Below are 20,307 nucleotides of genomic sequence, written 5' to 3'. Positions count from 1 at the left end.
ACGCTCAGCGCGCCATTATACGGGCCCGGCCGGGCGGGCTTTCCGGCTCGGCCGGGGGCCCGGATCGGGAATGGGCCGGACGCAGCGCGGCGAGCGCGTCCAGCAGGCGGTCGACCTGCGCCTCCTCGTGCGCGGCGGACAGCGTGATGCGCAGCCGCGCGCTGCCGGCGGGCACCGTCGGCGGGCGGATCGCGCCGACCAGCAGGCCGGCCTGCTCCAGTTGCCGCGCGGCCTCCAGCGCGGCCTGCGCCGAGCCGAGCAGCAGCGGCTGGATCGCGCTGGACGACGGCTTCAGCGCGAGGCCGAGCTGCGCCGCGCCGGCGCGGAAGCGGGCGACCAGCGCGGCGAGCTTCTCGCGGCGCCAGCTTTCCTCCCGCGCCAGCCGCACCGCCTGGACCGCGGCGGCGGCCAGCGCGGGCGGCAGCGCGGTGGTGTAGATGTACGGCCGCGCCAGTTGCATCACGCCCTCGACCAGCGCGGCCGGACCGGCGACGAAGGCACCGTAGCAGCCCAGCGCCTTGCCCAGCGTGGCCATCAGCACGGGCACCTCGCGCTGGCCGAGCCCGGCCGCGTCGAGGCTGCCCGCGCCGTGCCCGCCGAGCACGCCGAGGCCGTGCGCGTCGTCCACCATCAGCGTGGCGCCTTCGCGCGCGCACAGCGCGGCCAGCTCGGGCAGCGGCGCGAGGTCGCCGTCCATGCTGAACACCCCGTCGGTGGCGAGCAGGGCCGCGGCGTCCGCGCGGCTGGCGAGCTGGCGCGCGGCCGCGGCGGCGTCGCCGTGCGGGTAGCGCCTGAGTTCGGCGCCGGCGAGCCGCGCGCCGTCGAGCAGGCAGGCGTGGTTGAGCTTGTCCTGCACGCACAGCGCCTGCCCCGGGCGCGATCCGGGCTCGCCCTGCGCGAGCAGCGCCTGCATCACGCCGAGGTTGGCCATGTAGCCGCTGGAGAACAGCAGCGCGCGCTCGCGCCCGGTCCAGGCGGCCAGCGCCTCCTCCAGCGCCGCGTGCTCGGCGCGCTGGCCGCATACCAGCGCCGCCGCGGTGCTGCCTACGCCGCCGTCGGCGGCGGCGCGGCGGAACGCGGCGACCAGTTGCGGGTGCCCGGCGAGGTCGAGGTAGTCGTTGCTGCAGAACGACAGCAGGCGGCGGCCGCCGGTTTCCAGCCAGGGGCCGTCGGCGCGCTCGACCGTGCGCAGCCGGCGCAGCAGGTGGGCTTGGCTGCGTTCGGCCGTCTGGACGGCCAGGCGCGCGAGAAGGTCAGGCCGCGGCACCGCAGCCGCAGCCTTGCCCGCAGCCCGCCGCCCCGGCGGCGTGGCCGGTTTCCAGGATGTCGGCGTGCACGGTGCCGGCTTCCTCGACCACGTCCAGCGGATGCAGGTCGAGCCGGCGCAACAGCGCGCGGTCGTGCTCCACGTCCGGGTTGCCGGTGGTCAGCAGTTTCTCGCCGTAGAAGATCGAGTTGGCGCCGGCGAAGAAGCACAGCGCCTGCACCGCGTCGTCCATCTGCTGGCGGCCGGCGGACAGGCGCACCATCGAGGCCGGCATCAGGATGCGCGCCACCGCGATGGTGCGCACGAACTCGAACGGGTCCAGCGCGCCGGTGCCGGCCAGCGGCGTGCCTTCCACCTGCACCAACTGGTTGATCGGCACCGACTGCGGATGCTCGGGCAGGTTCGCCAGCGTCTGCAGCAGGCCGGCGCGCTGGCCGCGCGACTCGCCCATGCCGACGATGCCGCCGCAGCAGGTCTTCAGGCCCGCCTCGCGCACGTGCTCCAGCGTGTCCAGCCGGTCCTGGTATTGCCGGGTGTGGATGATCTCGCCGTAGAACTCCGGCGCGGTGTCGAGGTTGTGGTTGTAGTAGTCCAGCCCGGCACCCTTCAGGGTGGCGGCCTGCCCGCCGGTCAGCATGCCCAGCGTGGCGCAGGTTTCCAGGCCCAGCGCCTTCACCGCGCCGACGATCTCGGCCACCTTGGCGATGTCGCGGTCCTTCGGGCTGCGCCAGGCCGCGCCCATGCAGAAGCGGCTGGCGCCGGCGTCCTTCGCGGCCTGCGCGCGCGCCACCACGGCGTCCACGCTCATCAGTTTCTGCGCCTGCACGCCGGTGTCGTAGCGCGCCGCCTGCGGGCAGTAGGCGCAATCCTCCGGGCAACCGCCGGTCTTGATCGACAGCAGGGTGGAGACCTGCACCGCGTTCGGATCGTGGTGCGCGCGATGCACTGCGTGCGCACGGTGCAGCAGATCGTTGAACGGCAGGGCGAACAGCGCGACGACCTCGTCGCGCGCCCAGTCGTGGCGGATCACGGCTTCGACCATGGGGGTTGTCACTCGGCATACCGGGGAAGGGCGGCAGTGTGCGGGAGCGTCCGGTTTTTCGTCAACTTGAACGGTTTTTTCGAGGTTGACGAATCGCGGGGCGTTCTGCCGCTACCATCGCCGGCAGGCCATGACTTACGGAGCGGCAGCATGAGTGCAGGACAGGGCAGTACGGGCAACGTGCTCGCGGCGATCTGCAGTTTCTTCATCCCCGGCCTCGGCCAGCTCGTGCAGGGGCGGCTGCTGATCGCCATCGTGATGTTCCTGCTGGCGGGCGCGCTGTGGATCATCTGGCTGGGCTGGATCATCCACTTGTGGTCGATCCTCGACGCGGCGCTGTACAAGCCGCGCAACTGAGCGGACGGCCATGCGCATGGATGCGCTTCGACGCGGCTGCCTCGGCCTGCAGCGCTGGCTGCTGCCGCTGCGCTGCCTGTTGTGCCAGGCGCCGGGCGCCGACGGCACCGACCTGTGCGCGGCCTGCGCCGCGGAACTGCCGCGCAACCCGCGCTGCTGCGCGCGCTGCGCCTTGCCGCTGCCGGCGCCCGCCGCGCTGTGCGGGCAATGCCAGCGCCGGCCGCCGCCTTGGGACGCGGCCTGGGCGCCGTTCCGCTACGGCTGGCCGCTGGACCGGCTGGAGGCGCGCTACAAGTTCGGCCGCGATCTCGCTGCCGGGCGCGCGCTGGCCGAGGCCTGGCGACGCGAGCCGCGTCCGCTGGCGTTGCCGTCGCTGATCGTGCCGGTGCCGCTGCATCCGCGGCGCCTGCGCGAACGCGGCTTCAACCAGGCGCTGGAGCTGGGCCGTCCGCTGGCGCGCTCGCTCGCCGTCCCGCTGCGCCACGACCTGCTGCGCCGCCGCCGCGCCACCGCGGCGCAGACCGAGCTGGACGCGGCCGGCCGGCGCCGCAACGTGCGCGGCGCGTTCGAGGCGGATGCGGACGTGCGCTGGCCCGCGCACGTGGCGATCCTCGACGACGTGATGACCACCGGCGCCACCCTGTCCGAATGCGCGCGCGTGCTGAAGGGCGCAGGCGTGGCGCGGGTTGACGCGTGGGCGCTGGCGCGGGCGCCGTCGCCGCGCGGCTAGCGGTCAGCGGCGTGCCGGTTCGAGGTAGATCGGGTTGCCGATCAGCAGCGGCCTGCCGTGCGCGTCGCGCACCTCCGCGCGCAGCCAGTGGCGCTGGCCGTCGCCGGTCCAGTCGAAGCGCAGCCGCCGGTCGTCGCCGGCGATCGGCGCATCGGCCATCGGCGCGTAGGCGCGGCCGTCGAGCAGCACCACCAGGCGGGCGCCCGCCACGTGCTGCACATGCGCCTCGAACCGCACCGGCTCGCCGGCGGCGACCTCGATCGCGTCGCCCATGCCGGCGGCCTGCCCCGCGCCGTTGCGCGCGGCGAGTTCCAGCATGCGGTCGCGGCTGCCCTCGACGTCGACGAACACGTGGCCGGCGCGGATGCCGTCGAGGATCGCCGGCATCGACAGCGCCTGCGCGTGCACCACGGTGGTCGGCACGCCGGTGGGGTCGGAACCGATCCGCGGCACGCTCTGGAACGCGTCGTGGTTGTCGCTGCCGCCGATGGCGGTGAGGCGATGGCCCCGGGCGAGCTGCCGTTCCCAGAAGCCGACCGCGGACAACGGCGTGCCGGCGTCGCTGCCGTTGACGATCTCCACGGCCTGCACCAGGGCCATGTCGGCCGGCGGATCGGCGGTCCATCCGCAGCCCATGCAGGCTTCGCCGGAAGGGCGGATCGCGTGGTTGATCGAGACCAGGCCGCGCAGCGGCGCGAGCGCGCGCAGCAGGTGGTTCCAGTCCGGCACCTCGCGGCTGCCGACGCGGAAATCGACCGGCGCGGTGGTGCCGAACAGGTTGGCGTGGCCGCTGAAGGTAGTGATCTCGCGGCCGGGGATCAGCAGCAGGCGGTCGAAGTACGGTTGCAGCTCGCGCATGGCATCGGCGTGCGCGACCGTGTTGTGGTCGGTGATGGCAATGAAGTCGAGGCCGCGCCGGGCGGCACCCTCGGCGGTGAAGAACAGCGGGCAGGGCACGCGCCGGCCGGACTGGCTGGCGCAACTGCCGTCGCTGTGCGCGGTGTGCATGTGCAGGTCGCCGCGATACCAGCCGGCCCGGTCGCGCAGCGGCGGGTTGAGCACGGCCGGCTCCCACGCCGGATCGTCCGGACGGCCAAACCACAGCCGCGCCGTGTAGCGCGAGCGGCTGCCGGCGCGGATGTTCGGGATGCCCAGCAGCAGGCTCCAGCGCCCCGGCCGGATCGCGCCGGGCAGGTACGAGGGCGTGGCGTCGGTGGCCGATACGGTGAACAGCGCCTTGGAGCCGCCGCTCCAGCCGCGGAAGCCGTCCTGGCCGCGGAAGCCGTCCGGGCCGAGCAGGCCCAGGTCGACCGTGGTGCGCTCGTCCTCGTGCCCGCCGTAGTCGAATTGCACGGTGATGCGGCTGGTGCCGGCCGGCACATCGAAAGGCAGGGTGCGGTAGGTGAGGTTGTCGCGGCCGTCCAGCTCGCCGCGCAGGACCAGGTCGGGCGACCCGTCCTGCGCCGGCGCGACGGCGGCATGCGGCGTGCCGACGGCGGCGAGCAGCAGGATCAGGCCGGCCAGCCACTGGATCAGCAGGTGACGCGCACGCAGGTTCATGGCGTTTCCGGTGGCGGCGCGCGGCGGCGCGGATGGATGGGGGCGAAGGGATGGCCGGGCGGGACGCGCTGCCCGGCCGCAGGCTCAGAACCGGTACATGACCGCGGCACGGTACGCGCGGCCCAGCAGCGGCCGCGCGATGAAGGTGTTGGCGCCGGCATCGGCGCTCAGCAGTTCGCCCGCGCGCGGGTTGCCTTCGGTGAGGCCGAGCGAGTCGGTGAGGTTGTCGGCGTACAGGTAGACCGAGAACATCGGCGACACGTCGTAGCGCGCGCTGGCGTTCCACACATCGTACGAGGGCAGCTTCACCGAGTTGGCGGTGTCCACGAAGCGCTCGCCCTCGTACTCGTAGGCAAGCTGCAGGCGCAGCCTGCCGTCGAGCAGGTTCACCCCCGGTACCACGCGGTAGCTCAGCTTCGGCACGCGGATGAGCTGGTTGCCGGTGTAGTTCACCAGCACCGGGCCGCCGTCGCTGCCCTTGTCGGTGTAGCGCAGCCCTTCGTACTGCGGGTCTTGCCAGGTGGCGGTGAGCTGCACGTCGAACCAGTCCACCGGGAACCAGGTGCCCTCCAGCTCGATGCCCTTGGTCTTGGTGCTGGCGTAGCCCTGCTGCGCGACCGAGGTGTTGTTGTTCGGGTCGAACACGTAGTTGCTGAAGCCGACGTTGTCGTACTTGGTGTAGAAGCCGGTGGCGTACAGGTCGAGCTGGCGGTCGGTGTACTTGTAGCCCACCTCGCCCAGCTTCATGGTCTGGATCAGCGGCTTGCCGTTCGCGTTGGTGATGTAGGTGCTCAGGTTGGGCAGGCGGAACGCCGGCGTCCAGCGCGCGAACACGCCCGAGCGCCCGGAGAACTGCCAGTTCGCGCCCAGCGTCCAGCCGAGCTTGTCGAAGCTGTGGTCGTAGAAGGCGAGCTGGCCGTTGCCGGCCTGGATCGTCGAGGTGGGCAGGGTGCCGAGGTTCGCCGTGCGCTTCTGCTCGACCCAGCCCCGGGTGTTCACGCGCTCCCAGCGCAGGCCGCCGTCGATGCGCAACTGGTCGGTCGCCTGCCACTCGTCGGAGAGATAGAACGCATGGGTCGCCGAGCGGCCGCTGGCGTGCTCCCACTCGTAGCCGTAGTGGTAGATGCCGCGGTCGGTCAGCGTGCCGAGCGGGCGGCCGGCGGCGTCCACCGCGACCAGGTCGAGCAGCCTGGCGTTGTCGCGCACGTCGAGCAGGGCGGTGGAGGAATAGCGGTCGAAGTCCTGGTTGAAGTGGGCGTAGTAGTAGCCCAGCGTGACGTCGTGGCTCTGCCCGCCGGACTCGAACTTGCGCATCAGCCGGGTATCGTTGATGAACTCCTGCACCGGCATGGTCACCCCGCGCAGGCCGCCGATCACCAGCAGGCCGTTGCCGTTCTGGCCCTTGTTGTCGAACATCTGTGCGGGCGCGTCGACGTAGCGCAACTGCAGGCCCGCGGTGCCGGTGGGCAGGTAGCTTTTCCACGCATCGAGGTTCTTGGCCGAGCCGAGGAAGCTGTCCGCGCTTTGCAGCGTGTTGGGGAACACGCCGTTGCGCTGCGTGTCGGTGTCGCTGTAGCGCATCGACCCGGCCAGCTTCCAGCCGGCGCCGAGGTCGTGCTCGAACTTCAGCGTGAGCTGGTCGCGCTTCACGTGGGTGCCTTCGCGGTTGTCGAAGTCGTACGTGCGGCCGTCGCCCTGGCGCATGCGCACGTGCTCGGTCTGCGGCCCGGCGAGGGTGCCGAAGTTGCCGTCGAAGCCGGGCACCGCCTCGATGCTGCCGCCCGCGGTGGTGCGCATCGGGATGCCGAGGTACAGCGCCACCTTGTCGTCCATGTGCTTGGCGTCGACGCTGAAGTGGCCGTGCTCGAAATCCTTCGCCAGGTTGGCGCGGATCTGGCCGCCGTCGTTGGCATGGAAGCCGGGGTCGCGGATGCCGTTGTCGACCCGGTAGAAGCCGCCCACGCCGAGCTTCCAGCCGTCGCCGACCGGCGTGCCGAGCCAGAAGTCGCCGCGGTTCAGGCCGTAGTCGCCCACGGTGAACTTGAACATGCCCTCCGCGCGGTTGCCGACGCGGCGCGGGATGAAGTTGATCGCGCCGGCCGGCGCGTTGGAATAGAACACCGACGACGGGCCGCCGCGCACCACCTCGATCCGCTCGATCGTCTCGTCCAGGCGGAAGGCCTGGTCGGCGTTGAGGTAGCCCAGCGCCGGGTCGTGCTGCACCGGGATGCCGTCCTCCAGCAGGTTCACCGAGCCGAAGCCGTCCACCGGGATGCCGCGCGCGCGGATGTTGCCGCTGGCCTCGCCGCCGGACGCCTCGACCCAGAAGCCGGGCACCGACTTCATCGCCTCGGTGACCGAGGTGGGCGCCTGCATGCGCAGGCGGTCCTCGTCGATGGTGGTGATCGAGTAGCTGGTCTCGGCCTTGGTGCGCTCGTCCACGCCGGAGCGCGCGGTGACCACCACGCCGTCCAGCGTCCTGGCCTTGTCGTTCGGGGCGGTCGCGGCGTCCTGGCCGCGTGCCGGCGGGGCGGCGGAGAGGGACAGGCCGCCGAGCAGCGCCAGGCCGACGGCCCGGCTGATGAGGGAAGTACGCAAGTTGGTGGCTCCGGGGAGGGGGAGGATGCGGAGCCGTGCGGATGACGCGGTACGCCGGCGCCGGCAGCGCCGACGCAGGTTCCGTGCGGCAGGCATCCCTGCCCGTGCAGCTCCGTTTTCCGCACAGGCTCTGAGCGGGCGCCAGCCTAGGGAGCGGCCATGACAGTAAGGCGCAAGCCGGATGACATGCGTTGTCATACGGACGTCCGAACGCCGCCCGATGGCGGCTGGCCCGAGGGGAATGCGGAGGGTTTCCAGGTGCCCGTTCAAAGGCTCCCGGGTATCCCTTACCTATGAAGCGTCATCCCAGCGAAGGCTGGGATCCAGTGCCTCTAGGTTTTTGGGGAGGGGGAAAGTCGCTGGATGACCAGCTCTCCGACTGTTGAAAAGTGCCTCGCAGGAATGACGAGCGGGGAGTGTGAGGGGACTCCAGTCCGACAGGGAGGCTTTGAACAGTTCTAGCGCACCGCCAGCGCCAGCGCGATGCCGATCCACACGGCCAGGCCGAGCCAGTTGTTGTGGCGGAACGCAGCGAGGCAGGCGTCGCGGGCGCGGCCGCGGATCAGCCACAACTGGTAGCCGAACAGCCCGGCGGCGGCCAGCAGGCTCAGCCAGTACGGCCAGCCCAGCGCGGCGCGCTGGCCGACGAACAGCAGGGCCAGCAGCAGGGTGGCCATCAGTACGCCGAGGATCGGCAGGTCGGCGTCGCCGAAGAGGATCGCGGTGGATTTCGCGCCGGCCTTCAGGTCGTCGTCGCGGTCTACCATCGCGTACTCGGTGTCGTAGACCACCGACCACAGGATGTTGGCGATGAACAGCAGCCAGCCCAGCGGCGGCACGCCGTTCGTCACCGCCGCGAAGGCCATCGGGATCGACCAGCCGAACGCGGCGCCCAGCACCACCTGCGGCATGTACGTATAGCGCTTGGTGAACGGGTAGAGCGCGGCCAGCGCGGCGCCGGCGAACGACAGCTTGATCGTCAGCGCGTTGGTGAACAGCACCAGCACGAAGGCGAACGCCAGCAGCGCGCCGAACACGACCAGCGCCTCGCGCGGCGTCACCCGGCCGGACGCGATCGGCCGCCCGGCGGTGCGCGCCACCTGCGGGTCCAGCTTGCGGTCGGCGAAGTCGTTGATCGCGCAACCCGCCGCGCGCATCGCGAACACCCCGAGGGTAAAGATCACCAGCGGCTTCCACGGCGGAAAATCGCCCGCCGCCAGCCACAGCGCCCACCACGTCGGCCACAGCAGCAACAGCGCCCCGATCGGGCGGTCCATGCGGGTGAGCACCAGGTAGTCGTGCGCCTTCTCGCGCTGGCGCGGCGGCAGCTTCTGCAACAGCCAGTCCAGCACGCGGCTGGCGCGGGTGGAGCTGTCGGCGGGGCCGGCGGGCCGGGCGGCAGCCGGTCGCGACGCACGTGCGTGCTGCCGTTCCTGGGTGGACGATGCGGGTTTGCGCCGCTGGCGCTTGCGCGGTGAGGGTGCCATCGGCGCAGTTTAGCGTGCGACGGTGGAGGCGATGGCGTGACACGGCACATGAAACAGGCCGCGCGGCGCATGGCGGCCGTCAGCGGTCCAGCGGGCTCGTCGCGTCCTGGCCGCCGCGGTTCAGCACATGTGTATAGATTTGGGTGGTCTTCACGTCCCTGTGGCCCGGCAATTCCTGCACCGTGCGGATGTCGCTGCCCGATTCCAGCAGGTGCGTGGCGAACGAATGCCGCAGCGTATGCGCGCTCACAGGCTTCACGATGCCCGCCTCCCGGCAGGCCTTCTTCAAGGCACGCGCGAGCATACCGTCATCGAAATGGTGACGGCGCTCCTGCCCGTCGCGCGGGTCGCGCGAACGGTGCGCGGACGGAAACACGTACTGCCAGCCGAACTCGCGCGTTGCCGCGGGATACTTGCGCGCCAGCGCATGCGGTAGCCAGACCGCCCCGAAGCCTGCACGCAGGTCTGCCTCATGCAAGTGATGGGCTCGTTCCACCTCGCGTCGCAGGGGATCCGCCAGTGTGCGCGGCAGCATGGTGCGTCGATCCTTGCCACCCTTGCCGTCGCGCGCCGTGATCTCGTTGCGCGAGAAATCCACGTCCTTCACGCGCAAGCGCAACGCCTCCATCAGGCGCAGTCCCGAGCCGTACGGCAGGCTGGCCAGCAGCCAGGGGCGGCCGTCCATACGTGCCAACAGCCGCGTCACCTCGTCACGGGAAAGCACCGTCGGCACCCGGGTCGGGCGTTTGGCCCGGGTCACGCCATCCAGCCACGGCAATTCGATGCCAAGCACCTCGCGGTACAGGAACAGCAGCGCCGAAAGCGCCTGGTTCTGCGTGCTCGCCGCCACATTGCCCTGCACGGCCAGGTGCGAAAGAAAAGCCTCGACCTCGGCCGCACCCATGTCGCGCGGATGGCGCCTGCCGTTTGCCAGGATGAAGCGACGGGTCCAGTCCACGTATATTTGCTCGGTTCGCAGACTGTAGTGCTTCACCCGCAGCACCCGACGCAGCTCATCCAGAAGTCGTGGCGCCCGGCCTCGAGCGACGTGCATATCGGCGTTTTCGGGGCGATAAATCATAACAACCTCGTTCCGTGAGATATGCATGCGATCATGCACGCAGTCCGGCAGGAAGAGTGCCCAGCAAGACCCTGTTCGCGTGTGGGATTTCCCTGCTTGACGCCAATCCTGCACGGAACGAGCATGGGGCACATATGCCACGATATGGGGTCTACTAAGCGTTAGACCTTGAAGCAGCATTACGGAGAGGTTGTGACTCAGGATTCGTCGCTCACCAAAGAGGAAACGGCAGCATGGCGGTTAGCGTCGTTGGCCACGTCTGCCGCCGTAACTGAGCTTCCGAAATTTTCTGGCTGGCTCATGACGGGACTTGGCGCTGCTCTCACGTTCTTCGTCGCTAACCACTCATCTGTCTCGCTGCTCATCAGCATCTCGTGTATCCGCGTTGCGCTCTTCCTGTTCGCTGGCTCCATGCTCTTCGGCCTTCTCGCACAGTGGTTAGCCATACCTGTAAGAGCGGGCTTGGCTTTCAGCACTGAGGCACTTCAACTCCGCAGCCTGGAGCTCGACCCCACAGCTTTTTTGCAGTCATTCGCAAGCTTGCTTATCCTGCCTTATCGTTGTCTTTTTATCTGCCGCATTGCCTCAGCCTCAGCTAAAAGCACGGACGCACTTAGCCCAATACGTTCGCCAGCACGGCTGTCACAATACTTGGCAATGTTTGTAATTATCCAATATCTGCTCGCCGTTTCCGTCGTGGTCGTCTTGGCATTTGGCGTCAAGGTCTAACCACTCGTCCAAGCGGACGCGCGAAAAGCCGCGCGCCGCTTAACTCAAGCGTTAGGCTTTTCACCACCACAGGGGAATGAAATGGCAGGTCGCGGTTCTAAGTGTCCGGGTTGCGGGAGGCTGACGTTCCANGTCTCTGGCGTAGGCAAAGGCAAGGGAAATTCCTGCCCCAATTGCAGCAATCAGACGCTGCATAAAGTGCTCACGCTAGACGGTGGTCAAGCTGTGCGCCGCTGCGGCGTCTGCGACTACAGCGGTATCGAGCCTGCACCGGCAGCCTAACCACTCGTCCAAGCCGACCGCTGCGTTGCAGTGGTGGCTTAACTCAGGCGTTAGGTCGCATCATGACGATTACCGTGTCCCCTGAGATGATTGGCTGGTACCTCGTCTTCGGTAGCCAGCCGGTAAGGTATCCCGTTGCCAATCTGTGGCCGGCAACCTATCTGCATTACGCTCAATTGGACTTTAATCAGGCTGATGGGCAACGGTCTTGGGTGAATGCGGTTTCGAACGCCAAGCGTGCGTTGCACTATCAGGTAGAAGCCTTGGCAGTAGCCTTTGGGTCACGTCGGATCGGGCTTCGAGATTCATTCCCGAAGAAGTTAGATTTTCTTGGGTCATGCGGAGTGATTTCGCCAACGATTATTAGAAGAATCAACCGGCTCCGAAATCGAATAGAGCACGACTACCATCTCCCAACCGAAGATGAAGCACTTGAGTACTTAGAGATCGTAGAGCTGTATCTTGGGGCAACGCACTTCACTGCTACATATTTCCCCGGCTATGTGGAGGCGGAGCTAATTGATGACGACGAGGAATATCAAGAGAGTTGGAACTTTCCGAAAGTATTGAAGATTCATCTTACCGAGGGCGAAGGCAAGCTCGCAATCGACGCCAATGGTGCGCGGATTTTCAGTGCAGAGGTAGGTACGCCAGAGTATTTCGAGTGGGTGGCAGCAATTGTTCGGCAGAATGCATCCTAACAATTCATTCAAGCCGGCGCCGCTTCGCTGCGTGGCTTAATTCAGGCATTAGGCGGGTGAAGAAACCATGCCTCGTTCACCCGCCATACTCGGATCAGGCCTCCTGACTAGGCGTGATGGTAATGCGTCCATCAATGACGTCGACGCGTACTCTCTGGCCTACGGCGAAGCCAGCTTGCCTCAGCCAGAAGCCACGCAGGCGCAGGTACGGAACAGGTGGCGGCGGTCGGCGATGGCTTCGCTTGTAGATGTAGAAACTGTAGCCAATGGTGAGCAGGCGGCGTGCGGCGAAAGCATGAATTCGAGCAGCCATGATGGCCTCCTAGCGGTTCGTTGAATGCGCCCTTGTTGAGAGGGCGGCCGAGTACTTCAACACCGCCGCTAGACGGCCCCCAGCTTTCCCCGGCAAGCCGGGTCTTGTATCACTGGACGCTACTCGACCATAGGAGACCTATGGACACAAAAAATCCGCGATGACAGCCGCGGGCACTGCTAGCGGTAAGGTGTGTTGAGCACCTGAGGTGTAAGCTAGCGGGTAAAGGGGAGTGGGTCAACTTTCGGACTCGCCTAACAACTCATTCAAGGCGGACGGCTTCGCCGCCGCTTAACTCCGGCGTTAGGGCCCATATGAAAAACCTTCAAGTATTGACCTGTGATTCGCTTGATGATGTTCGGTTAAATATCGATCGCATTGATCGTCAAATTGTCGCCTGCTTGGCGGAGCGCGGCGGCTACGTTAAGCAAGCCGCCAAGTTCAAGAAGTCCACGGATGATGTTCGTGCACCTCAGCGCGTGGAACAGGTAATAAACAAGGTTGCAGCGCTAGCCGGAGAGCTAGGTGCCAATACAGACGTCACGAAGCAGGTGTACCGGGCAATGATCTCTGGCTTCATCAACGCAGAACTTGCTGAGCATGCCGCACTTCAGAACACTGCGTATGAGCCCTAACAATTCATTCAAGACGGACGGCTTCGCCGCCGCTTAACTCAGGCGTTAGGTGCCCAAGGTGAAACTCCGCACTTTGACAAAGGTTTTCACCTTCCTTGTAGGCGCGTGCATCGCCTTGCTTGGAGTGGTTTGGGCCTTCGTGGTGGCATCGGGCGCGGTCAAAACCGATCTAGTCGCAGGCTATGTTGCTGGCGCTGGGTTCTTGCTGGTGGCAGCACCACTGCTGGCATTTTCCTTTTCTACTCGCGTCGCCAAGTCTTTGCTTGTTCTTGCCATGTTCGTCCTTGCGTTCGGCATGCTTTGGCTCGCATTCCAATCCAACTCGCCAGCCAGTCACCCAGCGCTTGTTCAAATGGCTGCTATCGCATTTGCTGTAATGTTGCTCGCACGTGTCGTGCTGGTTCTGCGCCGTAAACGTTCCGCGTTGGGCACCTAACCAGTCGTTCAAGGCGGACGGCTTCGCCGCCGCTTAACTCAAGCGTTAGGGCGCTCAGCATGCTGACAATCCGTACATATCGATACAGCGAGCTTTCTAAGGAACGACGGGACCAACTGAGGTCGCTCGCAAGCAATGAATTTGATCAGTTTCCCATTGTCCAGCAGACCAATTGGGCCACACCGGATTGGTCGTTCCTTGGCATCGAAAGCCAAGGGCAACTTGCGTGCTTCTATAATCTTGTTGAACGAGTCGTTCGGTTCAACGACCAGCCGGTCAAGGTAGTAGGCCTCAATAACCTTGTAACAGCCCCAGATTACAAACGCCTGGGACTGGCGTCCCATCTGCTCAGTAGTACAGAAGCTCAATGGTTCTCTGTATTCAACGCGAGCTACGGCTTGTTACTTTGCGCCAATCACCTGATACCTTTCTATCGGCGACTGGGCTGGCAGCGCGTTTCCTCTGAAGTTCGCTTCATGCAGGGTGAGCGAGAGTGCGTATGGGGGGCAGAATGTATGGTTTTGAGTCCGTTACGGGAAGTGATCGATCCTGCCGCGATAGATCTTTGTGGCCTCCCGTGGTAGTGGTGCCCTAACAATTCATTCAAGCCAACGCCGCTTCGCGGCGTGGCTTAATTCAGGCGTTAGATTGCATGAGTCACATGCGTAAGAAGCAGCCGCGATTTGCCAAGAATGCAGCTTCAGCCGGGTTGTACCGGAGCGATGGTAAGCTCTCGCGACGGTGTGTTGTCTGCGGCAAAAAGAAGCGCATGTTTTCTCATGAACGTATGTGCCACCAGTGCAGGGTGAAGCCAGCCGAAGAGCGCAAACAAATACGGGCGGAACACGGCGGCAAGCGCAGGAGAAGTATCTATACAGTTTCAGGCGGCCTACCTTCGTTAGGCAAACGGAACTAGGCATACCATCTAACATTTCGTTCAAGGCGGACGGTTTCGCCGCCGCTTAACTCAAGCGTTTGACAGCCTTTTGGAGGCATACGTGAAATACGCGGAACTGCAAAAAATCATGAACCATTCTAATAGGGCAGATTGGCTCATTCACGGAAACCGGATGTTCGTCTACAAGGACGATGTTCTTTTCACCATCGAATTGACAGAAATCGACGACCGATTGGTTCTATCGCATGAAGAGTCATACCCAAGGGTAACTGCAGCTTTTCGATATGCTGGGTCGCTCATCGAACATTGGCCGTTGCTGCAAACCTATAACCGGCCATATTCAGAGCTTCTGCCAGACCCTCGACTATTTTTCGCGCATGGAGAACCAAAGGAGCCGTTCAGTCCAAAGCGCCTTGAAGCTGTAAGGGCAATCTTTAACGATCCCGATCAACACGAGGCATTTGATCAGGCAGTCACAAATATTGTCTTCGCCCTAGAACAGGGTCGCTAGGCAACGACTGTCTAACAATTCGTTCAAGGCGGACGGCTTCGCCGCCGCTTGACTCAGGCGACAGCTCCGCCACCGCTTAATTCCAGCGTCAGGCCGGTGGCGATAAAACGCTGATCGGCATAGGCTCCAAGTTCGCCCCATCACAAGGTAGATAAAGCCATGACCCGTACGTGCGTTGTTGCCGCATTGGTGTCGGTATTTATGCTATTCGCAGCGCCGTCGGCGGTTGCTGCCATTTCGTCCTTCAACGTCACTTGCCCTGGCGGAATTGAGGTGCATGCCGATGAAGGCGGCCCCGTGTTCGTAAACGGCAGAGAGGCTTCTCTTCGCAAGTTCAGCGACAACTACTACGAAGCTCGGGATGCCATGAGCGGAGTAACGCTTTCGATCAACCGTACCCCCGGCCGGGGCACGCAGATGTCCTACACCGGAAAGCATGGTGTCAACGGCATTTGCTCGATTGATTCGGCTTCCGCGCCTCGGGGTACCCAAGCCGATCACAGCCCATACATCGCGTCCGGGAGCGAATCCGCCAACGAGGTCACCTGCGAATCAAAAAACAATGAACAAACCGAGTGCCCCATGAATACACGTGGCGAGGTTCAGATCACGCGGCGACTTAGTCACAGCAGTTGCGTTGAAGGCCAAGACTGGGGGCTCAATCGTCACTCTGTCTGGGTTCGCAACGGTTGCCGCGCTGTGTTCCGCAACGTGTCCCGGAGCGACGCGTATGCCAGCGAGAGCTATTCGACGCATTCCGGCAGTACGAGCAAGGAATCTGCGGACGCCGCCGTTGCTGCATGCAAGAGCGCGCTAGCACTGAAGAGCGGCATAAATTCAGTCTTTGTTCTTCCGGTATCGCATGTGCCTGCAGCTGGTGGCTATGAGGTGTTCCTCAGCCTCAAGGGCGTCCAGTGGCTCTGCACAACCGATTCACGCGGCAATGTGAATCGCATGGAGCAGCGGTAAATTGCTCAAGAGCCGTGCCTGTGTACGCCTAGCAACTCAATTTCTGGCGCGGCTTACCCGACAGGCCCATGACCATGTTCGCAAAGCTCAAGCGCAGGAAAACCTGGAAAGCGTTGCTCCAGATCGCGACCTGGATACTCGTCCTGGTACTCATCGGCCACCCGGAGCTTCGCCTCCTGGTTCCGATCCTCGACACCGTGGGCCTTGAAGTCCTGGTCGGCCTCGCCAGCCTTCAGTTTCTCGATCTCTATAGGGAACGGTTCTCGCCCTTCGTGTCGCTTTTCGCCCGAAAATATTTCTATCCGGCCGTCGTGAATCTTGCGCAGGCGCTGAGCCTTCCCCAGGCGCGCAGGACGAGCCAGCTTGCATGGGAAACCCTGCTGACGGGGAGCGGCCCGGTGGGTACGGCGCTGTCCCTGAGGCTGGTTGCGCTCCATCACACGGCACAAAGCGCCGGCCGCATCTAAGCGATTCAAGTCTGCGTTGTTTCATCTGGTGCCCGATCGCCTCTTCGGGCCGCCAGCTCGCCCGGGCGCCTCTCAAGCCGCCGTGCCGGTCGTGCGCGCGGCATCCAGCCGTCCGAGGTCGCGCACCGCGCCGTTGGCGGCGTTGGAGGCGAGCGCGGCATAGGCCTGCAGCGCGACGGAGACCGGCCGCGTGCGGTTCTGCGGTTTCCATGCGTCGCGGCCGCGCGCTTCCATCGCGGCGCGGCGGGCGGAGAGCACGTCGTCGGGCAGGTCGAGGCGGATGCGGCGGTTGGGGATGTCGATGGCGATGGGGTCGCCGTCTTCGACCAGGGCGATCAGGCCGCCTTCGGCCGCTTCGGGCGAGACGTGGCCGATGGACAGGCCCGAGGTGCCGCCGGAGAAGCGGCCGTCGGTGATCAGCGCGCAGGCTTTGCCCAGGCCCTTCGACTTGAGGTAGCTGGTGGGGTAGAGCATTTCCTGCATGCCGGGGCCGCCGCGCGGGCCTTCGTAGCGGATCACCACCACGTCGCCGGCCTTCACCTTGTTGCCGAGGATGCCGCTCACCGCCGCTTCCTGGCTTTCGTAGACCTTGGCGGTGCCGTTGAAGACGAGGATGGAATCGTCCACGCCCGCGGTCTTCACGATGCAGCCTTCCGGCGCGAGGTTGCCGAACAGCACGGCCAGGCCGCCGTCCTGGCTGAAGGGCGTCTTCGCCGAACGGATCACGCCGCGCTCGCGGTCGGTGTCCAGCGATTCCCAGCGCGCCGACTGGCTGAAAGCCACCTGGGTGGGCACGTTGCCGGGGGCGGCGCGGTAGAAGCTGTGCACCGCGTCGTCTTCGCTGCGCGCGATGTCCCACTGCGCCAGCGCGTCGCCCAGCGTGGGCGCGTGCACGGTGGGGCGGGTGGCGTCGATCAGGCCGGCGCGGTCGAGCTCGCCCAGGATCGCCATGATGCCGCCGGCGCGGTGCACGTCTTCCATGTGCACGTCGCTCTTCGCGGGCGCCACCTTGCACAGGCAGGGCACGCGGCGCGAGAGGCGGTCGATGTCGGCCATGGTGAAGTCCACGCCGCCCTCGCGCGCCGCCGCCAGCAGGTGCAGCACGGTGTTGGTGGAGCCGCCCATGGCGATGTCCAGGCTCATCGCGTTCTCGAACGCGGCGCGGTCGGCGATGCCGCGCGGCAAGGCGCTGGCGTCGTCCTGTTCGTACCAGCGGCGGGCCAGTTCCACGACCTGGCGGCCGGCGCGGCGGAACAGCTGCTCGCGGTCGGCGTGCGTGGCGAGCACCGAGCCGTTGCCGGGCAGGGCCAGGCCCAGCGCCTCGGTGAGGCAGTTCATCGAGTTGGCGGTGAACATGCCCGAGCAGGAGCCGCAGGTGGGGCAGGCCGAGCGTTCAACCGCGGCCACTTCGGCGTCGCTGTAGCTGTCGTCGGCGGCCACCACCATGGCGTCGATCAGGTCGAACTTGCGCTGCACGCCCTTCAGCAGCGCCTTGCCCGATTCCATCGGGCCGCCGGAGACGAACACGGCGGGGATGTTGAGCCGCATTGCAGCCATCAGCATGCCGGGGGTGATCTTGTCGCAGTTGGAGATGCACACCAGCGCGTCGGCGCAGTGCGCGTTGGCCATGTACTCCACGCTGTCGGCGATCAGCTCGCGCGAGGGCAGCGAATAGAGCATGCCGCCGTGGCCCATGGCGATGCCGTCGTCCACCGCGATGGTGTTGAACTCCTTGGCGACGCCGCCGGCTGCCTCGATCTCTTCGGCCACCAGCTTGCCGAGGTCGCGCAGGTGCACGTGGCCGGGCACGAACTGGGTGAAGCTGTTGGCGATGGCGATGATCGGCTTGCCGAAGTCACCGTCCTTCATGCCGGTGGCGCGCCATAAGCTGCGGGCACCGGCCATGTTGCGGCCGTGGGTGCTGGTGCGGGAACGGTAGGCGGGCATGGTTTCACTCCGGGGTGAGGCTGGGATGGTCGGGAGGCCGCCGTCGTGCGGCCGGGAATGGGGAGCTTGCCCGCGAGCTTTCGGTCGCCCCGTCGTCATTCCAGCGAAAGCTGGAATCCAGCGACTTTTCCCTCCAGAGCGTGCGGAGGCACTGGATGACTCGCTGCGCTCGCCCCTTCGGGGCCGGCCTTCGGCCGTTCAACGCTCGCAAAGCTCGCTTTTGTCCTGCTTTCGCTGGAATGACGGGTGGGAGCGGATGCGGCGAGCCTGGGATCATGGACAATCCATCAGCTGCGCAGCAGCAGGCGGTAGGCGGGGTTGTCGCTCTCGTCGCGGTGCGGGTAGCCCAGCGTGTCGAGGAAGCGGCGAAAGGCGGGGGCCTCGTCGGCGGGCACCTGGAGGCCGACCAGTATGCGGCCGTAGTCGGCGCCCTGGTTGCGGTAGTGGAACAGGCTGACGTTCCAGTCCGGGTGCAGGTGGCCGAGGAAGCGGGTGAGCGCGCCGGGGCGTTCGGGGAATTCGAAGCGGTACAGGCGTTCGTCGCGCGCCAGCGGCGAGCGGCCGCCGACCATGTGGCGCAGGTGCAGCTTGGCCAGTTCGTCGTCGGTGAGGTCGAGCACGTCGAAGCCCTGCGCGCGGAAGGTCGCGGCCAGCGCCTCGCGCTCGTCGCGGCTGGCGATGCGCACGCCGACGAAGATGTGCGCCTGCCGCGCATCGCCGATGCGGTAGTTGAACTCGGTGATGTCGTGCCGGCCCAGCGCGGCGCAGAAGCGGCGGAAGCTGCCGCGCTCCTCGGGGATGGTCACCGCGAACACCGCCTCGCGTTGCTCGCCCACCTCGGCGCGCTCGGCGACGAAGCGCAGGCGGTCGAAGTTCATGTTGGCGCCGGAGACCACCGCCACCAGCGCGCCGTCGACGCCGGCGTGCGCGGCGGCGTACTGCTTCAGGCCGGCCAGCGCCAGCGCGCCGGAAGGTTCCGGCACGCTGCGGGTTTCCTGGTAGACGTCGCGGATCGCCGCGCACAGCGCGTCGGTGTCCACGCGCAGCATCGCGTCCGCGTGGCGGCGGCAAAGCTCGAAGGTGCGTTCGCCCACGCGCTTCACCGCGGTGCCGTCGGCGAACAGGCCGACCTCGTCCAGAGTCACCCGTGCGCCGCCTTCCAGCGAGCGCGCCATCGCGTCGGAGTCGGCGGCCTGCACGCCGATCACCTTCACCCCGGGACGCTCGGCCTTGAGGCAGGCGGCGATGCCGGCCAGCAGGCCGCCGCCGCCCACCGGCACGAACACCGCGTGCAGGTTTTCGGGGCACTGGCACAGCAGCTCCAGGCCCACGGTGGCCTGGCCGGCGATCACGTCGGGATCGTCGAAGGGATGCACGAACACCAGGCCGCGCTCGCTTTCCAGGCGCGCGGCGGCGGCTTGCGCGTCGCTGTAGGAATCGCCGGCCAGCACCACCTCCACGAAGCGGCCGCCGAGGCGGCGCACCGCGTCGATCTTCACCTGCGGCGCGGTCACCGGCATCACGATGACGGCGTGCACGCCCAGCCTCGCCGCGGCCAGCGCCACGCCCTGCGCGTGGTTGCCGGCGGAGGCGGCGACCACGCCGCGCGCACGCTGCGCCGCATCCAGCCGCACCATGCGGTTGTAGGCGCCGCGCAGCTTGAACGAGAACACCGGCTGCTGGTCCTCGCGCTTGAGCAGCACGCGCGCGCCGAGCCGGGCGGACAGCAGCGGCGCCTCGTCCAGCGCGCTTTCGTGCGCCACGTCGTAGACGCGCGCGGCGCGCGCGCGGCACAGCACGTCGCGCGCGTCGTCATCCGCGCTGGCGGGTCCGGCGAGGTCGGCGGGGCGTGCGTTCACGGTCGGGCGGCCAGCGCCAGCGGTGCGTTGTCGTCGCCCACCAGCGACAGCGTGTTGACGTCGATCACGTCCACCAGCTTGCGCGTCTGCCGCACAATCTGTTCCAGCACGGCGGCGCTGCCGTGCAGCACCAGGGTGAGCTGGGACACCGCCGGATCGTGGGTGGCGGCCACGGTGAGCGCGTCGATGTTGCAGTGGCGCGCGGCGAACAGGCCGGCCACGCGCACCAGTGCGCCGGATTCGTTCTGCAGCAGGATGGACAGGGTGTGCTTCATGGCAAGGCTCCCGATACGGTCATCCGAATCGTTGAAAGTGAATCCCTCTCCCTTTGGGAGAGGGTGCCGGCAGGCGGGTGAGGGTGCGGGCGGAGCGAGGTGCTTTACGGCGTCCCTCAGAGACTTCAGGCCGCCGCAGATCGCACCCGCAGCCTGCTTCCTC

Annotated in this window: 20 protein-coding genes; 10 read left to right on the top strand and 10 right to left on the bottom strand. The window is 66.5% G+C overall.

The genetic code is table 11. From position 1 onward, the window contains the following. Positions 1-4 precede the first annotated feature (4 nt). Both bioF and bioB read right to left on the bottom strand, forming a co-directional pair. Positions 5-1,267: an 8-amino-7-oxononanoate synthase gene (gene bioF / locus ASG87_RS02275; RefSeq protein ID WP_056000089.1), complete on the bottom strand. Its 1,263-nt coding sequence runs from the start codon at positions 1,265-1,267 to the stop codon at positions 5-7. Further along, positions 1,254-2,309 (bottom strand): biotin synthase BioB, encoded by a 1,056-nt coding sequence (bioB, locus tag ASG87_RS02270; protein WP_056000086.1) that lies wholly within the window; start codon positions 2,307-2,309, stop codon positions 1,254-1,256. The genes bioF and bioB overlap by 14 nt, the downstream gene beginning before the upstream one ends. A gap of 150 nt (positions 2,310-2,459) precedes the next feature. Here bioB and ASG87_RS02265 point away from each other — a divergent pair, with 150 nt between their 5' ends. After that, positions 2,460-2,666 (top strand): hypothetical protein, encoded by a 207-nt coding sequence (locus ASG87_RS02265; RefSeq protein WP_056000083.1) that lies wholly within the window; start codon positions 2,460-2,462, stop codon positions 2,664-2,666. A gap of 16 nt (positions 2,667-2,682) precedes the next feature. Further along, positions 2,683-3,396, top strand: a complete 714-nt coding sequence (locus ASG87_RS02260) for a ComF family protein (RefSeq protein WP_056000080.1) — start codon at positions 2,683-2,685, stop codon at positions 3,394-3,396. A gap of 3 nt (positions 3,397-3,399) precedes the next feature. Here the strand turns inward: ASG87_RS02260 and ASG87_RS02255 are convergent, their stop codons facing one another. The 4 genes from ASG87_RS02255 to ASG87_RS02240 form a co-directional block, all read right to left on the bottom strand. Then, positions 3,400-4,956: a CehA/McbA family metallohydrolase gene (locus ASG87_RS02255; protein ID WP_056000077.1), complete on the bottom strand. Its 1,557-nt coding sequence runs from the start codon at positions 4,954-4,956 to the stop codon at positions 3,400-3,402. 84 nt (positions 4,957-5,040) lie between these two features. After that, positions 5,041-7,554, bottom strand: a complete 2,514-nt coding sequence (locus ASG87_RS02250; protein WP_235499544.1) for a TonB-dependent receptor — start codon at positions 7,552-7,554, stop codon at positions 5,041-5,043. Between the two features lie 458 nt (positions 7,555-8,012). Continuing rightward, positions 8,013-8,906 carry a 4-hydroxybenzoate octaprenyltransferase gene (gene ubiA / locus ASG87_RS02245; RefSeq protein ID WP_056000075.1) on the bottom strand — a complete coding sequence of 298 codons (894 nt, stop codon included), beginning with the start codon at positions 8,904-8,906 and terminating at the stop codon, positions 8,013-8,015. 214 nt (positions 8,907-9,120) lie between these two features. Further along, positions 9,121-10,122: an integron integrase gene (locus ASG87_RS02240; RefSeq protein ID WP_082582694.1), complete on the bottom strand. Its 1,002-nt coding sequence runs from the start codon at positions 10,120-10,122 to the stop codon at positions 9,121-9,123. Between the two features lie 168 nt (positions 10,123-10,290). Here ASG87_RS02240 and ASG87_RS19780 point away from each other — a divergent pair, with 168 nt between their 5' ends. Together ASG87_RS19780 and ASG87_RS19775 are read left to right on the top strand one after the other, a co-directional pair. After that, a complete protein-coding gene (locus tag ASG87_RS19780; RefSeq protein WP_157510846.1) occupies positions 10,291-10,851 on the top strand; it encodes a hypothetical protein in 561 nt (186 codons plus the stop codon). A 344-nt stretch (positions 10,852-11,195) separates the two neighbouring features. Continuing rightward, positions 11,196-11,834, top strand: coding sequence for a hypothetical protein (locus tag ASG87_RS19775; RefSeq protein ID WP_157510845.1), 639 nt, complete (start codon positions 11,196-11,198; stop codon positions 11,832-11,834). Positions 11,835-11,928: 94 nt separating this feature from the next. On the opposite strand, the gene ASG87_RS19065 is transcribed toward ASG87_RS19775, so the two are convergent. Beyond that, positions 11,929-12,147 (bottom strand): SymE family type I addiction module toxin, encoded by a 219-nt coding sequence (locus ASG87_RS19065; protein WP_082582693.1) that lies wholly within the window; start codon positions 12,145-12,147, stop codon positions 11,929-11,931. Between the two features lie 314 nt (positions 12,148-12,461). Here ASG87_RS19065 and ASG87_RS19060 point away from each other — a divergent pair, with 314 nt between their 5' ends. The 6 genes from ASG87_RS19060 (at position 12,462) to ASG87_RS02235 (ending at position 16,063) form a co-directional block, all read left to right on the top strand. After that, a complete protein-coding gene (locus tag ASG87_RS19060) occupies positions 12,462-12,782 on the top strand; it encodes a chorismate mutase (protein WP_082582692.1) in 321 nt (106 codons plus the stop codon). 58 nt (positions 12,783-12,840) lie between these two features. Further along, a complete protein-coding gene (locus ASG87_RS19770) occupies positions 12,841-13,218 on the top strand; it encodes a hypothetical protein (protein ID WP_157510844.1) in 378 nt (125 codons plus the stop codon). A gap of 59 nt (positions 13,219-13,277) precedes the next feature. After that, positions 13,278-13,802 carry a GNAT family N-acetyltransferase gene (locus ASG87_RS19055; protein ID WP_082582691.1) on the top strand — a complete coding sequence of 175 codons (525 nt, stop codon included), beginning with the start codon at positions 13,278-13,280 and terminating at the stop codon, positions 13,800-13,802. A 414-nt stretch (positions 13,803-14,216) separates the two neighbouring features. Continuing rightward, on the top strand, positions 14,217-14,627 hold the full coding sequence (locus tag ASG87_RS19765; RefSeq protein ID WP_157510843.1) for a hypothetical protein: 411 nt from the start codon (positions 14,217-14,219) through the stop codon (positions 14,625-14,627). Positions 14,628-14,786: 159 nt separating this feature from the next. After that, a complete protein-coding gene (locus ASG87_RS19050; RefSeq protein WP_082582690.1) occupies positions 14,787-15,596 on the top strand; it encodes a DUF3011 domain-containing protein in 810 nt (269 codons plus the stop codon). A 68-nt stretch (positions 15,597-15,664) separates the two neighbouring features. Beyond that, entirely contained in the window at positions 15,665-16,063 is a 399-nt protein-coding gene (locus ASG87_RS02235; RefSeq protein ID WP_056000072.1) for a hypothetical protein, read from the top strand. 72 nt (positions 16,064-16,135) lie between these two features. Here the strand turns inward: ASG87_RS02235 and ilvD are convergent, their stop codons facing one another. The 3 genes from ilvD to ilvN all read right to left on the bottom strand — a co-directional run bounded on the left by ilvD (position 16,136) and on the right by ilvN (position 20,144). Beyond that, entirely contained in the window at positions 16,136-18,010 is a 1,875-nt protein-coding gene (gene ilvD / locus ASG87_RS02230) for a dihydroxy-acid dehydratase (protein WP_056000068.1), read from the bottom strand. 287 nt (positions 18,011-18,297) lie between these two features. Continuing rightward, positions 18,298-19,869, bottom strand: coding sequence for a threonine ammonia-lyase, biosynthetic (ilvA, locus tag ASG87_RS02225; RefSeq protein ID WP_056000065.1), 1,572 nt, complete (start codon positions 19,867-19,869; stop codon positions 18,298-18,300). After that, a complete protein-coding gene (gene ilvN / locus ASG87_RS02220) occupies positions 19,866-20,144 on the bottom strand; it encodes an acetolactate synthase small subunit (RefSeq protein ID WP_056000062.1) in 279 nt (92 codons plus the stop codon). The genes ilvA and ilvN overlap by 4 nt, the downstream gene beginning before the upstream one ends. Positions 20,145-20,307 lie beyond the last annotated feature (163 nt).

This window comes from Frateuria sp. Soil773 (assembly GCF_001428405.1).
Taxonomy (GTDB): domain Bacteria; phylum Pseudomonadota; class Gammaproteobacteria; order Xanthomonadales; family Rhodanobacteraceae; genus LMSL01.
Note: the sequence above shows the minus strand (reverse complement) of the source record. Positions and strands in the feature narration are given on the sequence as shown.

Coding starts and splice junctions, on each gene's coding strand:
- ASG87_RS19775 (WP_157510845.1), top strand. CDS start 11,196: ATGACGATTACCGTGTCCCCTGAGATGATTGGCTGGTACCTCGTCTTC.
- ASG87_RS19050 (WP_082582690.1), top strand. CDS start 14,787: ATGACCCGTACGTGCGTTGTTGCCGCATTGGTGTCGGTATTTATGCTA.
- ASG87_RS19065 (WP_082582693.1), bottom strand. CDS start 12,147: ATGGCTGCTCGAATTCATGCTTTCGCCGCACGCCGCCTGCTCACCATT.
- bioB (WP_056000086.1), bottom strand. CDS start 2,309: ATGGTCGAAGCCGTGATCCGCCACGACTGGGCGCGCGACGAGGTCGTC.
- ASG87_RS19060 (WP_082582692.1), top strand. CDS start 12,462: ATGAAAAACCTTCAAGTATTGACCTGTGATTCGCTTGATGATGTTCGG.
- ASG87_RS02265 (WP_056000083.1), top strand. CDS start 2,460: ATGAGTGCAGGACAGGGCAGTACGGGCAACGTGCTCGCGGCGATCTGC.
- ASG87_RS02240 (WP_082582694.1), bottom strand. CDS start 10,122: ATGATTTATCGCCCCGAAAACGCCGATATGCACGTCGCTCGAGGCCGG.
- ASG87_RS02235 (WP_056000072.1), top strand. CDS start 15,665: ATGACCATGTTCGCAAAGCTCAAGCGCAGGAAAACCTGGAAAGCGTTG.
- ilvD (WP_056000068.1), bottom strand. CDS start 18,010: ATGCCCGCCTACCGTTCCCGCACCAGCACCCACGGCCGCAACATGGCC.
- ilvN (WP_056000062.1), bottom strand. CDS start 20,144: ATGAAGCACACCCTGTCCATCCTGCTGCAGAACGAATCCGGCGCACTG.
- ASG87_RS19055 (WP_082582691.1), top strand. CDS start 13,278: ATGCTGACAATCCGTACATATCGATACAGCGAGCTTTCTAAGGAACGA.
- ASG87_RS02260 (WP_056000080.1), top strand. CDS start 2,683: ATGGATGCGCTTCGACGCGGCTGCCTCGGCCTGCAGCGCTGGCTGCTG.
- ASG87_RS02255 (WP_056000077.1), bottom strand. CDS start 4,956: ATGAACCTGCGTGCGCGTCACCTGCTGATCCAGTGGCTGGCCGGCCTG.